The organism is Candidatus Margulisiibacteriota bacterium (assembly GCA_003242895.1).
GTDB lineage: Bacteria > Margulisbacteria > Riflemargulisbacteria > GWF2-39-127 > GWF2-39-127 > GWF2-39-127.
The window spans coordinates 1-14946 of sequence record QKMY01000031.1; the positions used below are offsets into that span (position 1 = coordinate 1).

The window sequence follows — 14946 nt, forward strand, 5'->3', positions numbered from 1 at the left end:
TTTAGTTCGCCTAACCTATATTCGCTTTTGCTCATATCTTGGTCAGATTTTGATTTGATAGATTACTATCGGCTTCGGTTAGATTTTAGATGATTTGATTCGGGGGAGATTATCTTTATTGTTAGCTTATATAGACTCTGTTATAATTAAATAAATCGTTATATAAATTTTCAGTAGGGGATGAATATGTTTCAAAATATGAGTATCATGGAGTTCCTGCAACAGGGTGGCTATGTTCTGTTGCTATTATCAATCTGCTCAGTTGTTTCCTTTTCGGTTATGCTGGAGCGGTTCATAGTTATGGTTAACCTGAAAAGCAAGACAAAAAAGTTCATTCCTCCACTCATATTCAAACTTAAAAAGCACAAATACGACGAAGCGTTAGCTATGTGTGAAGAGAATATGTCAGTTGTAGGCAACTTGTTTTTGTCAGCGATAGAACGAAAAGATAAGCAAAAAATAGTGATAGAAGAAGCGATGCAAAGAAATGGTGCGAAGTTAGCGCTCTACCTTGAAAAGAGATTAAGCATCCTTGCGACACTAGGAAGTATTAGCCCGTTTATCGGTCTTTTTGGTACTGTTGTAGGCATAATTAAAACGTTTCATTCATTATCCCTTACTGACGCTTATTCTTCTAATCTTGTATCGAACGGAATTGCAGAAGCCCTTATCAATACAGCTGCAGGATTATTCGTTGCGATACCGGCGGTAATTGCTTTTAACTACTTTACCCATAAAATCCAACTTTTTCTAAAAGAGCTCGAGATAGCTAGCTCTGAAGCCATTGAATTACTAACGGAATAATTACTTATGCTTAAATTTCAAGATAATTCGAAAAAACTGATGTCAGAAATTAATATTATACCATTTACTGATATTGTACTGGTTATATTAATTACGTTCATGGTTACAGCTCCGGTCCTTATTCAGTCAGCAATCAAAGTAAAACTACCCAAGACGCAATTAAGCAATCCCGTAACACAGAGCGATAACGTAAAAATAGTTATTACCGAATCTAATAAAATATACTTAAATGATAAAGAGCAAAGTCTCGCTTCTTTTGAGTCTCAGATTGAGGTTTTGCTTGCTGATAAGGCAGCTGTGATCGTAAATGCCGATAGGAATACCAACTACGGAATCGTTGCAAAAGTCTTGAGTATTGCGCAAAAACACGGAGCAGCCAAACTGGAGTTGCTGACACAATACCAATCAGAAAACAAGTAAACCAATTTGTATTTAACCTGGATAATCAGAATTTCTAGTTCTTAAAACTGCTGATAATTGAGACCCTTCTTTATTGAATTATTGATTATAATATATCTGGTTTGTCAGCAGCTTTGTTTTGTTTCTCCTGGGTTTGATCGATTATTTTTGTGAGTTCTTCTAACGTTTTGATTTTAAAGTTTTTTGTTAACGATTGACTTTCTATGTCCATTTTTTTAAGCTTCTCGATAAGCTCCTCGAAGCTGCTTTGCAGATCAGGAACTACCTCTTGTTTTTCGACGGTTTTGAGCCATTCGTTTATTTCATATATTTTGTTGTGCGCATTTATATTTGGGAGAAACAGCTTAATATAAGGAATATTAAAATCAATTATAGGGTCCTCATTTAGGTTTTTAGAATCAGAAACATCTACGTATTGGGCAATATTTCCTAGTTTTTTAAACTCTTTGGAATTGACCAATGTCGAAATTAACAAAAGTGACTTAAAAGATTTAGATGATATATCTATGACTCCCATACTTTGGACGATCAAGTGCTTGAATCCTCTAATCCTGTTTTCGCGTACTTTTTCATGATTTTCATCGCAGATATACGTTAGCTCTAACATCTGGTGCAGTTGTTTTCTCTGTTCTGTTATCTTAATAATGAAATCGCTTAGGGTATTATTAAGTCCATTTGGTCCTTGAGTACTTAAGACACCTAAAACTTTAATTTCGTCTAATAGTTTTCGAAGAGGTAGTCTAGCTTTGTTGAATTTAGTCTTGTCAATCTCTTTCAACAAACTGCCTCTGTATTTTATCAAAGTTCTTAAAAAATTTTTAATGAGAGGGGATTCAAGCGATGCTGCTTCGCTTAAGTCTTGAGAGGTTGTCTCAAAGCGGTGTTGCATATCTTGTAGCATTCCCTGAATAGAATCATTTAGAATATTCATTTTTTTTGCTACGTCATTAAGATAATCTATCTCTTTGTGCTTAATTAGGGTCGTGTAAATATCTATGTTTTTTTGTAATGACTCAATCAGATTGACAAGCGTGGTATGTTCCTGTTTTACTGGCGCGATCATAATTGAACCGATTTCCAAGTTGTATAAAACGCCTTTTCTTTTCAGAGTATCGAATGAATTTTTAATAGTTATTATTTGTGATAATTCGTCCAGATACTCTAACAGTGATTTGACACAACTGTAGAAGAAATTTTTTTCCGGAATTGATTTAAGGTCGTATATAGTACTCTCATAAATTTTTTGTAATGACAGGTTCTTAATTTGTTTTAATTTGCTGCTCAACTGGTCAATTATATTAGTTTTCTGCCATTCTACAGGAATCTCAGCTTCTATTGTTTCTAATATGGTGTTTCCCATAGTACAACTATCTTCTATAATTTTACTATTCCTGTCGTTTATCAAACTTACGAGGGTATTAATATTAGCCCTGATATTCTTTAGAGTACGTAATGCAGTGTTAAATGTTTCTACTTCTCCCGTGAGATAATAGGGGGTTCTAAAATCTATTTTCCATTGATTCAATCCGGCTTCTACCTGTTCTTTTCCATCCTGATTCAATACTCCCCAAGCTACCAAAATATTAACGGCATCCGTTATACTTTTTTCTACCATTTCCAGCGTATGCTTCTGGTTTTTATCGATGGTGACTTGCGGATATTCGATAACTGTACCCACATTATCAGCATTGATTCGATCCTTGTTTTTTTCCTGAAGAACATTTTGGTAAAATTTGGAAATGTAGTCATTAATCTCAGTTTGCAGTTCGTTTTCTATGGTTTCATTTTCTAGTGAAGCTATTTCGGGATTTATCAGTTGAGCGACATAATCCTTAAGTTCAGTTAATCGGCTATTGTCATCAAATTCATCCCAGAAAACTTCGGTGAATTCTTGAGTCGCTTGTTTTGCGGAAGCCATTAAATACGATTTTGTTATGCTCAATGAATCTTCGAGTTTTGAAGTATTGACCTTTGTTTTTTTTTTGTTGATGGTGAAGGATTCCGTGAAACTGGTTATAGCTTGGTCTAGGGTATAATCCTTAATGAGTTCTGTGCCTAGTAGCTGTTTAATCCCTGTTGCGTCAGTATACATTTCCCTGATATGTTCTTCTTTATATATAGAAAAAATATTATTATTCTGACTGGCAGAATAATAGGGGTCTTTTTTGTCTTTATGTAACCCAATCCCAACTAAAATAATCTTTTTGCTATGAGAGTTAACGACATAAAATAACGCCGAGCCGGGATCTAATTTAATATGTCCGACTTTACCTCCTCCAACATAACTCAGTGAACCTATGATTTTGTTTTCTAGAATCCAATTTTGATAAATATATAGAGTTTTATAAGCAATTTTCTTTCTTAAATCTTTATAAGAATTATCTTTCCATTGCCTCATAAGGCTAGTTGAAGTAACTAACTCGAAAAATGAGTCATGAGTAACAGAACCATAATCGACGAGTGAGATAGTGCTGGTTTTTTTTATTTCCGTACTATCTTTTATATCTTCTACAATACTTGTTTTGTCCCTCTTATTATAAGGTTGAGGGAACAAATAATTGATATCCTGTGTGTATTGGATTGGAATGTTGATCATCTGCATAAGAAACTTTATTCTATTTTTAATAGATTCAATTATTTGCTTATTTGTTTTTACTCTATTTACAGCTGCCGAGATATTAATTATTTTGGTTTCCATAATTTTCCCTTATAGTATAGTTTTGTATATTGTGGACAATTAATTTATCGAGGTAACTTGTAAATAATTGCAGATAAACAACTTAATTAATTTTATGAGGAATGACTCCTGATTTGTAATTGAGGAGGAAGATTAGTCTGTGGCTTATACTTCTTAGGCAGCTCTAGCTTCTTTTGATTCGGGTGGGAATACATTATTGGCTGCAATTTCCAAGATAATATGGAGTGCGCGGTCAGGGTATTTCTCTGTCATTATCTTGATTAGTTCCCGGGCATTGGAACTTTGAAGAATGGCTGAATTGAAAGTTGTTATATAATTGCGAGTTTCTGTTAGGAGTACATGGATTCCTTCGTCGTCGCTGCCTGGTTGCTTGTGTCCGGCAATGACAGTTTTGGGATTCATATCTGCGAGGTGCTCAAGGTTATTTATCCATTTTAGGCGCTGTTCGTTGTCAGTCTCAGCCAGCCACACGTGAGTCCCGTTATAGGCAATATCTCCTCCTGCAATTGCTGATAACACTGGTATCCAGACTACCGTTGAAGATCGTACGTCTCCCTGTCCGACGTGAAGTATTCTTAGCTGGTTTCCTTCTAGGTCAATTGCATCATCATCGTAGGCGACCGGTTCGATAGGTACGTCAGGAACTTCCTCGCCATATACCGGCTTCCATTGTGCGATTTTAGCAGCGAAGGTTTCTTCAATGACATCGAGGACCTCAGGTGCCGTAATGAATTGTGCTTCCGGGAATTGTTCGGATAGCACAGTGAAGCCCCAGTAATGGTCAGGGTGACCATGCGTGACATATACTGTTGTCAGATTTTTGCCGGAATCTTTGATCTTTTTAGCCAGTTTGAGAGCATCGGTTTTGGTGAATTGGGCATCTATCAGGACCGCGTCCCTTGCTCCGGAAATAATTGTTGAGGTGATGAAAAAGGCGTTTTCCCCGCCAATGAACGTGTCGATTGAAAGTTGGTTGTTCATTAGTATGCTCCCTTCATTTTATTATACCTAATTGCTTATTCGAATTAGCAGCAACCGGCTATAATTATCGAGATAATATACCTATGCTTTGGTAAGTCAATTGGTAAATTTTGTTGGGGGATGGCTGGATGCTGGTATCAATGGTTTGGTTCGTTCCATTGATATGCATGGCAGAGCCAAGTGACCTGTTATTTGGGACTGTGAAGACCTACCGTATTTCCTTCAGTGTCTTGGATTATAACAATGAATCCTTCCTCTCCAATAGAGAACTTTGGTGCTACTATTTTGCCTCCGGCTGTCTCTACGCGAGCTGCTACTTCATCAAGTTTTCCTTCTCAATTGAGATATACACGGGTCCCATCTTTTGACGGAACATAATTTGGTGATGGTGGAACTAAATCTCCACCCACTTCACCGTCCGGGCTCATTGGGAAAAAGCCAAGTTTTTGTCCCATAAATTCGCTGACTTTGATGGGGCCCCCCAGTATGTCTGAGTAGAATTGAACTGCCCGGTTAAAGTCTAAAGATGGTATATCAAACCAATTAATTGCACTTTTCGTAGCCGGTATATTATCAGATTCGCTAAGAAAAACAAGACTTTTTTTCGGGTTTATGAGAAGAATATTTTTTTCAAAAATCTAAGGCAGGATAGTTTCTTTTTTTACGATAGACCATGCCCTGGAAAATAGAAAAGTAAAAGGACAAAGGGTTAGTCTCCTGTTCTGACTACGGAAAGCCTACAGAATGAAACAGGAACTCACTATCAACTCTGAACCTCTTAAGTTGTCAGAGGCTAAAACTAATTCTAATAGAACGCTGAAGAAAAAGGTTGCAGTCATGCTATATTAAGCAATGATGTTTAAGCCGGTTCAGGTATAGGTCGCGGAAGGAGAGGTTGTCTTTCACTTTGCTGACAATATCTTTTCCAAAGGGAGCTTTTACCCAGAAATAGCGGCGAAGGTCCTTGGAGAGGATTGTACGATTTTCAGATTCTTTTGTTACCCAGATAGAATAATCCCTGATATAAGATTCTAATAAGTCGCTTCGAGGATTACCATAGATTCTATAATAGTCAGCTATAGGGCCTTCTTTTTCCCATGAAGACGGCATGACGAATTTGGCGTACTCCCAGCGGAATGACGCTAGCCCGGCAATTACAGACACCTCAATACTTTTATGGCTTACCAGGGGACATACAATGCGGGCGGGACCATAGTCGCGATCATTCTTGTCGCAAATTTGCCAGCACATGGAATGGAGTCCATATCCCGGCGTAATAAGAACTACAGGGGGGACATGTTTAATTCCATCTAAAGTAGCTCTTTGAAAAATTGTAGGATCAATGATTTCGTCGACTTTTTTGATATGCGTGGCTACTTTTGTTCTTGTGCAAAGAACATCTTTATGGTTCCCAATGCTTGCGCTATCCAATATTGGTAACTTAAGTCCTCTTTTCCCGGCACTGATTTTTGCCATGAATTTTAAAGTGTCCAGTTCATGCCGTAATGCCGGATCACCTTTCATATTCTTATATTCCTTTGAGGTTAATCTCGTTTTAATTTCATCTACAAGGCTTATTTCCCGTTTACCTTTATAGATGCCCGGCAGCCATTCATCAAAGTAATAGACCGGATCATTATATATATTGGAATACGGGCTTTCGCAGATATACTCTATCAGTTGTTCCGAAACAAGCCTGATATCAATGATGCCGTAACGCAAGAACATTCTTTTTTGCAGAGAAAGTGACGCAGAGTTTATTGCTTGATAGGCTATTTGTTTATAAAGTGCCCAGAACTGAACGATCAATTGCGGTTGTAAAGGTGTGTCTTCATCCTGGTTGCGCTTGTTGTTATAATATCGGTCCATAATATTTTTAATCTCAGCGGCTCCGGAGATTCCTGCAAATAACTCTTCTTCATAATTATTAAAGGCGGTCTTTAACTCGGATTTTTCGTTTTCGATCTTATCAGTAAGCGTACTCTCTTGTGCGAGTTTTAATCGTTCCTCTCTCTCCTCTATCACTTTTATTATTGCTTTGTTAAATTTTTCAGCGTCTTTGGGTGCCAGTGCTTTTTGTTCTTTTGCGTAATCTGATTCCTGATCAACGTCATGTGTGATGACATCTAAAACGGTTTGAACAAGTTGCGCTGATGTATAGGAAATCGGCAGGGTTTTTGTTATGTAGTGCTTAATATCAGGAAAAATGACCTTGTCGGTCACCAAGACAATGTTACACTGCGGAAACCTTATATCTGCTTTGATTGTGTTAATTGTTTCAATTAAATGGGTATCAAAACTTTCCTGAACAAGAATAACGAGTAATGGGCTGTAAACTATTATTTTTGCAGGCAAGCTGATCATGTTGCTTATATAGATAACTTCATCAAATAATATGTTGAGTTCATTGAGCTCTTTGATTTGGAGCTGCAAGCTTCTGTTGTTTGTAATAATGAATTTTGTCATATTCTAATCCCTTATCTGCAACATTCAGTAGCACTATATAAATTAGTATACCACAATATCAAATGCGACGAGAAACGAGCTTTAACTATGTAAATCTTCTGTTTTTCCTTTAAAAACATCTTGTTTTTTTGTTGTGAGGCTATTAATTGTGGTTGTTTTTTAATGAATGGGCATAATCTATTCTCTTTATATTCTTTAGATATTCATGTAAATCTAATGCATTTAACCTTAAATTAAGAGTAAAAAAACTTAACGTATTATAAAATACTCTTCAATTTGGTATAATGGATGAGCAATGAATACTGAGAGGGGGTATATTATTATGAAGAAACATATCGGATTAGTACTTGCAGCAATAACAGTAATAACAGGCATAGCTTATGCCGAATTAACAAATGATTTCAAAATAACGAAAGAGAGGATTGATAAAATGGTAAAACAACAAGCAGTTATCACTATGGAAAAAGGCGGAGAAATCGTCATCGATTTTTTTCCAAAAGAGGCACCGAATACCGTTGCTAATTTCATTGAGCTTACAGAAAAGAATTATTATGACGGACTGACATTTCACCGTGTCGTTCCGAAGTTCGTAGCGCAAGGTGGAGATCCGTCGGGGAATGGTACCGGTGGTCCAGGATATCAGATCAAAGCAGAATTTAACAAAAATCCGCATCTAAAAGGTACTGTTGCAATGGCAAGAAGTATGGATCCGGATAGTGCCGGCAGCCAGTTCTATATTTGCCTTGAGCCTCAACCATATCTTGATGGTCAATACACAGTATTCGGTCAAGTTGCAAAGGGAATGGATATTGTCGATAAAATTCAGATAGGCGACAAAATGAAAAGTGTCAAAATAATTGAAAAAGGTAAAGCTAAAGATAAAGCTAAGGCTAAATAATTGGTGATAAACGTGGATGATAAAAAAGATTTAAAAAAATTAAATTCCAAACAGCTCGAAGAGTTTATTCTGGAAAACGATATAGAAAAATATAAAGCAAAGATCATATGGCAGTGGATATATAAAAAATACGTGACTGATTTTAATGCAATGACCAATCTATCCAAGCGGGATAGGGAAGTGTTGTCAGAAGTTGCCTATATATCCACTCATGAGATCGCTGATAAAAAAACTTCAGGAAAAAGTAAAACAACGAAGTATGTTTTCAAGCTTGAAGACGGGTCTCTAGTTGAAAGCGTGTTTATACCTTCTATCGACCATAGCACCGTTTGTATTTCTTCGCAGGTTGGGTGTGCTCAAGGCTGTGTTTTTTGTGCGACAGGTGCCCAAGGCTTCAAGCGCAACCTTAAATCGCACGAGATCGTGGAGCAAGTCCTGGCTATTCTCCGTGAAGGGAAAAATGTTGATTATATCGTGTTTATGGGGATGGGCGAGCCGCTGATAAATATTGATAATGTTATTCAGAGTATCAGGATTATCAATGATCCTAATTCAATAGGTATAGGCGCTCGTAAGATAACGGTCTCAACTGCAGGTATGATCCCTAATCTTATAAAGCTTGCGGATTCTGAGCTCGGGGTTAATATTGCCATATCGCTCAACGCAACAAGCAACCATGTCCGAAGTTCTCTGATGCCGATTAATGAAAAATACCCGATCAAGAAACTAATGGAAACAGCAGAATATTGCCAGAAGAAATCAGGAAGACGGATCACTTTTGAGTATATATTGCTTGAAGGGATCAATGATTCGGAAAAAGATGCAACAGACTTGTCTAAGCTTATGAAGATGCTTATTTCTCATGTTAACCTTATAGGTTTCAATCCGAGTCCTGATCTTGATCCTAAGTTTGTACCGTCCACAAAGGTGAGTAATTTCAAGAATATTTTATTAAAAAACGAGATAAGTGTTACCGTGAGACATAGTACTGGACAGGATATCTTCGGAGCATGCGGTCAACTTGCAGGTAAGTAGCTGTGAGGATACCTCTTTGTGTCCATACGCATTTTTACCAGCCTTCCCGAGTAGATCCCTTTTCCGGAGTGATACCGCAAGAATATGGTTCACAGCCTTATTCTAATTTTAACGAAAAGATTCTTGATGAATGTTATAAACCAAATGTCCGGCTTGGGAATATCGATAAAATAAGTTTCAATATAGGTCCGACACTCGCAGACTGGATGGAATTGAAGGCTAGGGATACTTATGAGAAATATCTTGCGATTGATAATTCCCTATGCGTTAGGACAGGTACCGGAAATGCAATTGCTCAGGGATATAATCATGTAATCCTGCCTTTGTTGGATGATTTTGACAAAGAAGTGCAGATATACTGGGGTATTTGTGACTTCAAATACCGGTTCCGGCGTCAACCTCTCGGTTTCTGGCTGCCCGAAACTGCTGTCGATGATGCGACATTGCGGTTATTAGTCCGGCACGGGATAAAGTATATTTTCCTCGCACCATGGCAAGTTAATGACCGGATCGAAAAAGAGATACCACACGTCATTAAGGTCGATAACAAGGACCTCATTGTTTTCCTCTATAACGATCCTTTAACGCGATTACTTATCAATTATAAGAAACGATTCTCTGCTTCAAGTTTTATAGAATACGGATTGCTGTCGCATGTCGATTATGCCTATAATACAGAGAAGCAAAATAAAGCTGTCACTCTTGTTTCCGATGGAGAATTTTTCGGTCATCATATGAAGGGCAGGGAAAATGTCCTTGCGAGAGTATTACAAGCTCACCCGACAGTGCTGCCGTCCCATTATCTGGACAAGATAAATAAGCTTCCGGAGACTCGTCTAAAAAATAATACGAGTTGGACGTGCTTTAATCATCTCAAACGATGGCGCGGAAGCTGTAACCTGACCAGCAAATCCTGCATTTACCAACGGGAATGTTATATAAAGGATAATAGTTGGACGGAAGCATTATGGAATATTTTTGACACTGTAAAAAAAGATGTATATTCATCGTATCTCACCTTTGCCTCGTACTACTTTGAGTTTCCGGATAAGCTTATTCTGGAATATATAAACTATAAAAAAGGGCTAGCCACTTTTAATCTGTTTTGTGACAAAGCCAATCCTCGTAACCGTCTTGAGGATGATTCTAAAAACAGCTTAATACGGTATCTTGAAGCTGTTTATTATTGTCAGTTAATGTTTACCAGCTGTGGTTTTTTCTTTGAAGATATCGACCGGATTGAACCGAAGAATAACCTTAAATATCTTAAAAAGGTCCTAACATTAATGCAGCCAAATTTCCCTGTAAACTATCAAGTTAATCTGATAAGTGAATTGTCTCTTATAAAAAGTACCCGCAATCCTGATAAACATGCCGGTAGTTTTTATAGAGAAATATAAATGCGTTAGCGTATATTTATTTTGCTGTAAGAACTCTAATATGTTACAATGGGTTTGGATAGAAAATTGATTGTAAAGGTTTTTTATGCTGAACACTGAGCGGCACTTAAACGAGTTTCTGAAGCTTATTCGAATATCAAGCCCATCAAAAAATGAAAAAAGTATTTCCCAGTATTTATTTCATTTATTTACAGATCTTGGATTTAATCCGGAATATGATGGAAGTGCTCCTTGTACTGATTGTAATTCTGATAACATAATCATCTATATACCTGGAAAAACCGATAGTCCTGTCATTATGCTGAGTGCGCATATGGATACCGTAATTCCTGGTGATAATATCGTGCCTGTTGTTGAGGATTCGTATATTCGAAGTGATAGAACTACAATCCTCGGTGCTGATGATAAAGCAGGAATTGCCGGTATAATAGAGGCAGTTCGTATATTAAAAGAACGAAATATTCCGCATTTGCCACTGCTTATCGTTTTTACTTGTGCAGAAGAAATCGGGCTTGTCGGGGCAAAATACCTTAATCTTAATCATCATAAAGCTGATTATTGCTATGTCCTTGATAGCGGTGGTGATATCGGCACAATTGTTAATCAAGCTCCTTTTCAAGAAAGTTTTAAGGTTGAAATATATGGTCAAGCTGCACATGCAGGGATAGAGCCAGAGAAAGGCAAGAGTGCTATATTCGCTGCAAGCCGGGCAATTGCATCGATGGAGGTCGGACGTATAGACCATGAGACCACAGTTAATATTGGAATGATTTCCGGTGGATCAGCTACCAATATTGTCCCGGAACTTACATCGTTCAAAGGTGAAGTTCGAAGTCTTATCGAATATAAAATGGAAGCTGAGCTTAGTAAAATTAAAACCGCTATCGACAAAAATTGTAAATTGCTAGGTGTTAAATACTCGTTTTTCCACAAAAGAGAATATAATGGCTACAGCTTTACAGCTGCGGATGACCCAATGAAATATTTGATAGCAGCGATTGAACGAGCCGGTATACATCACTCGATTGTGTATTCCGGTGGCGGAAGCGATGCTAACGTTTTTAATTCAATCGGTATCCCCTCAATTGTGCTCGGTACCGGTATGGAAAATGTTCACACCAAAGAAGAGAAAATATCTATCAAGAATTTGAATAATCTTGTCAGTGTACTTTTGGAACTGGCTACAGGTTATAATGACCGATAACAAAACAATACCATTTTTATTAGAAAATTTTCTGATTTTCCTCAAATACGAAAAAGGTTTTTCCGATAATACTTTATCCGCCTATAAGGAAGATCTTGTTCAACTCAATAGGTTCTTTAAAGGTCAACCAATTACGCTGCTTACGATTACAATTATCAATAATTATGTGATTTTTATGAAAAAGAATGGAAAATCCGTAAGAACGATCAGCCGGAAGCTAGCTTCAATAAAAACTTTTTTTAAATTTTTAATTGTTGAGAATATTATCTCTGATAATCCATCCGACCTAATAGAGTTTCCCAAGTTGCCCAAAGTATTGCCTAAAGCATTAAGTCAACGAGACATGAAGCAATTGCTTGATTCCATGGACATCAACAACCCTATGGAGATTCGTGACAAGGCGATAATTGAGATGCTGTATGGGAGCGGAATGCGGGTAACCGAAATCGTTTGTCTTAAGCTTTCAGATGTTCAGGTGGAATCAGGGTTTATCAAATGTCTTGGGAAAGGAAACAAAGAACGATTCGTTCCAATTGGTAAACACGCACATGCTATGCTGCAGGTCTATTTAGCTCAATCGAGGCCAGTTCTCAGTAAGAATGAGAAAGAAGACCACTTGTTTTTAAACAGGTCAGGAAATAAGATATCCCGCGTCAGTATCTGGGCTATCATAAAGAAATATAGTGCCTATCTAAAGTCCGATAAACATATTTCGCCACACACGATGCGACATAGTTTCGCCACACATTTACTCGAAAATAACGCTGACCTGCGAAGCGTTCAGGAGATGCTTGGCCACAAAAACATCTCGACCACTCAGATATATACCGGTGTTAGTAAGAAATACTTGAAAGAGGTATATTTCAAATCCCATCCTCGAGGATAGTTAATACCCTTTTTCATAATAGTTCTTTAATCTTTTCATGATATGTAATAAAATGTGTTAGTTGTTTAATCGGTATCATCGATAGCATTAGGAGGAGAAGTTTATTTGCTCGTTTCTATAATAATAAATATCCTCATTTTCATTACGCTCATTTTTTCTATAATTATACATGAAGTTGCTCATGGATATGTCGCATTTTTTTTTGGTGATACGACAGCAAAGAGAAGTGGAAGATTAACGCTTAATCCCCTAAAACATATAGATCCTGTCGGGACAATTATTTTACCGCTTCTCCTCCGATTGAGTAACTCTCCGGTAGTTTTCGGATGGGCGAAGCCGGTACCGGTTAATACAATGAATATGCGCAATCCCAAAACCAGTATGGTACTGGTCGCAGCCGCAGGGCCATTATCGAATATCATTCAAGGGCTGTTTTTAATATTAATCGGGCGAGTTCTTTTAATGACAATTAATTATCAGGTGCCCACAATTGCAAGTTCAATTATCGCGGTCGCTATAACTGTATTAGGGTGGGGAGTCTTTTATAACTTTCTACTAGCCTTTTTTAATCTCATTCCAATACCGCCGCTTGATGGTTCAAGAATCCTTCGTTTTTTTATGCCTTCAAGACTTCAAGTGCTCTTTGACAAATTGGAACCATATGGAATTCTTCTGATTTTCATAGTTCTTTACTTTTTTAGAGACGCTTTTGATTATGTTTATAAACTGATAATATATGTCATAGGAAATTTGATGTATTAATCAATGCCGTAGTTTAAGTTAATAAGCTTTATTGTACAAAAATTTATTAAAGATTATCGGAAGAGAATTTATGGTAGTAGAACGGTTACAAAAATACTTAGCAAACGCTGGAATCGGGTCACGGAGAGCATGTGAAAAGTTCATCGAAGAAGGACTAATAACACTTAATGGAACCGTCATAAGAGAGTTAGGAATAAAAATCGACACAGAGAAAGACAAGGTCCTTTATAAAAAAGCGCCAATTCCGCAGCAACAAAAAAAAATGTATTTCAAAATGTACAAACCGAAAGACTATATAACTACTGCTTCAGATCCAAAACAGAGAAAAACCGTCTATGAACTGCTTCCAAATAATCTTCCAGTAAGAGTCTATCCTGTCGGTAGGCTAGATCGGAATACGAGCGGTTTATTGTTTTTTACAAATGATGGTGAACTAGCTAATAATTTGATGCATCCTTCAAAAAAAATATCTAAAACATACCGGGTAACGATTGATTCCAAAATCACAAAAAAAGCTGTTGAAAAATTAGGTTCAGGCATAATGCTTGAGGACGGAATGACCTTGCCGGCTCAAGTTGAAGTAGAATTAATACAATCAGATAAAACTATTTTTTTGCTTACCATTTATGAAGGACGTAATCGACAAGTAAGAAGAATGAGTGAATCCCTAGGATTAAATATTACCGCATTAAAGCGCTTAACTTTTGGAACATTAATGCTGGAAAACATGACTCCCGGCAAGGTGAAAGAACTTTCGCTTAATGAAATAAAAATGCTTCGTTCTTTAGCTAAAAAGAGTTGATTTGGTTGACGTTGCTGAGGATTCCGTGATATAGTCATTATATCAAGTGGCGGCGTAGCTCAGATGGTTAGAGCACACGGCTCATACCCGTGGTGTCAGTGGTTCGATTCCACTCGCCGCTACCATTAAATAGGGGGAAAAATGAAACCTCAAACTCAATATAAGATACTAATTGCGGATGATGAGACGACTCTTCGCCAAAGTTTAGCATTTGTATTTAAAAAAGAAGGATATGAGGTTTTTATTGCCGTAGACGGCGAAGAAGCGATAAAGAAAGCAGAACAAATTAGCCCGGATCTAATAATTATTGATTTTTCTATGCCAAACATTGGCGGCTGGGAAGCAGCAAAAAAAATCAGGGAAATCAAGCAATGCAGAATGACACCAATAATTGGCTATACAGCCTATAGTGACGAAGAATCCAGAAACCAAGGGTTTGCTAATGGGTTAAATGAAATTCTTCAAAAACCATTAAATGTAGATGAGTTGAAAGCTATCGTAGCGGATTACCTTTCCACCGGTTCCTTAATTAAAAAATTAAACTAAATCTGAATTTCCCATGCTTATATGTTAAATGTAAAGATAGAGGG

The 14946-nt window shown here is 37.2% G+C and carries 13 protein-coding genes and 1 tRNA gene; 11 read left to right on the plus strand and 3 right to left on the minus strand.

Annotation, left to right across the window (positions count from 1 at the left end):
• Positions 1–180 precede the first annotated feature (180 nt).
• Positions 181–804 carry a hypothetical protein gene (locus tag DKM50_04355; GenBank protein PZM81985.1) on the plus strand — a complete coding sequence of 208 codons (624 nt, stop codon included), beginning with the start codon at positions 181–183 and terminating at the stop codon, positions 802–804.
• A 39-nt stretch (positions 805–843) separates the two neighbouring features.
• Positions 844–1224: a hypothetical protein gene (locus tag DKM50_04360; GenBank protein ID PZM82098.1), complete on the plus strand. Its 381-nt coding sequence runs from the start codon at positions 844–846 to the stop codon at positions 1222–1224.
• A gap of 85 nt (positions 1225–1309) precedes the next feature.
• Here the strand turns inward: DKM50_04360 and DKM50_04365 are convergent, their stop codons facing one another.
• The 3 genes from DKM50_04365 to DKM50_04375 form a co-directional block, all read right to left on the minus strand.
• A complete protein-coding gene (locus DKM50_04365; GenBank protein ID PZM81986.1) occupies positions 1310–3922 on the minus strand; it encodes a hypothetical protein in 2613 nt (870 codons plus the stop codon).
• A gap of 153 nt (positions 3923–4075) precedes the next feature.
• Entirely contained in the window at positions 4076–4903 is an 828-nt protein-coding gene (locus DKM50_04370; protein PZM81987.1) for an MBL fold metallo-hydrolase, read from the minus strand.
• Positions 4904–5743: 840 nt separating this feature from the next.
• The gene (locus DKM50_04375; GenBank protein ID PZM81988.1) at positions 5744–7369 is read right to left on the minus strand and encodes a hypothetical protein; all 1626 of its coding nucleotides are present in this window, start codon (positions 7367–7369) and stop codon (positions 5744–5746) included.
• Between the two features lie 322 nt (positions 7370–7691).
• On the opposite strand from DKM50_04375, the gene DKM50_04380 reads away from it, so the two are divergent.
• From DKM50_04380 to DKM50_04420, 9 genes are all read left to right on the plus strand, one after another.
• On the plus strand, positions 7692–8267 hold the full coding sequence (locus DKM50_04380; GenBank protein ID PZM81989.1) for a peptidylprolyl isomerase: 576 nt from the start codon (positions 7692–7694) through the stop codon (positions 8265–8267).
• The gene (gene rlmN, locus DKM50_04385) at positions 8268–9302 is read left to right on the plus strand and encodes a 23S rRNA (adenine(2503)-C(2))-methyltransferase RlmN (protein ID PZM81990.1); all 1035 of its coding nucleotides are present in this window, start codon (positions 8268–8270) and stop codon (positions 9300–9302) included.
• Between the two features lie 2 nt (positions 9303–9304).
• Positions 9305–10702 carry a hypothetical protein gene (locus DKM50_04390; protein ID PZM81991.1) on the plus strand — a complete coding sequence of 466 codons (1398 nt, stop codon included), beginning with the start codon at positions 9305–9307 and terminating at the stop codon, positions 10700–10702.
• 85 nt (positions 10703–10787) lie between these two features.
• Positions 10788–11906 carry a hypothetical protein gene (locus DKM50_04395; GenBank protein ID PZM81992.1) on the plus strand — a complete coding sequence of 373 codons (1119 nt, stop codon included), beginning with the start codon at positions 10788–10790 and terminating at the stop codon, positions 11904–11906.
• On the plus strand, positions 11896–12792 hold the full coding sequence (xerD, locus tag DKM50_04400; GenBank protein ID PZM81993.1) for a site-specific tyrosine recombinase XerD: 897 nt from the start codon (positions 11896–11898) through the stop codon (positions 12790–12792). The genes DKM50_04395 and xerD overlap by 11 nt, the downstream gene beginning before the upstream one ends.
• A gap of 120 nt (positions 12793–12912) precedes the next feature.
• Positions 12913–13554, plus strand: a complete 642-nt coding sequence (locus DKM50_04405) for a site-2 protease family protein (GenBank protein ID PZM82099.1) — start codon at positions 12913–12915, stop codon at positions 13552–13554.
• 70 nt (positions 13555–13624) lie between these two features.
• The gene (locus tag DKM50_04410; GenBank protein ID PZM81994.1) at positions 13625–14356 is read left to right on the plus strand and encodes a pseudouridine synthase; all 732 of its coding nucleotides are present in this window, start codon (positions 13625–13627) and stop codon (positions 14354–14356) included.
• Positions 14357–14404: 48 nt separating this feature from the next.
• A tRNA-Met gene (locus DKM50_04415) sits at positions 14405–14481 on the plus strand.
• Positions 14482–14497: 16 nt separating this feature from the next.
• Positions 14498–14902, plus strand: a complete 405-nt coding sequence (locus tag DKM50_04420; GenBank protein PZM81995.1) for a response regulator — start codon at positions 14498–14500, stop codon at positions 14900–14902.
• Positions 14903–14946 lie beyond the last annotated feature (44 nt).

Coding starts and splice junctions, on each gene's coding strand:
- DKM50_04355 (PZM81985.1), top strand. CDS start 181: ATGAATATGTTTCAAAATATGAGTATCATGGAGTTCCTGCAACAGGGT.
- DKM50_04360 (PZM82098.1), top strand. CDS start 844: ATGTCAGAAATTAATATTATACCATTTACTGATATTGTACTGGTTATA.
- DKM50_04365 (PZM81986.1), bottom strand. CDS start 3,922: ATGGAAACCAAAATAATTAATATCTCGGCAGCTGTAAATAGAGTAAAA.
- DKM50_04370 (PZM81987.1), bottom strand. CDS start 4,903: ATGAACAACCAACTTTCAATCGACACGTTCATTGGCGGGGAAAACGCC.
- DKM50_04375 (PZM81988.1), bottom strand. CDS start 7,369: ATGACAAAATTCATTATTACAAACAACAGAAGCTTGCAGCTCCAAATC.
- DKM50_04380 (PZM81989.1), top strand. CDS start 7,692: ATGAAGAAACATATCGGATTAGTACTTGCAGCAATAACAGTAATAACA.
- DKM50_04395 (PZM81992.1), top strand. CDS start 10,788: ATGCTGAACACTGAGCGGCACTTAAACGAGTTTCTGAAGCTTATTCGA.
- xerD (PZM81993.1), top strand. CDS start 11,896: ATGACCGATAACAAAACAATACCATTTTTATTAGAAAATTTTCTGATT.
- DKM50_04410 (PZM81994.1), top strand. CDS start 13,625: ATGGTAGTAGAACGGTTACAAAAATACTTAGCAAACGCTGGAATCGGG.
- DKM50_04420 (PZM81995.1), top strand. CDS start 14,498: ATGAAACCTCAAACTCAATATAAGATACTAATTGCGGATGATGAGACG.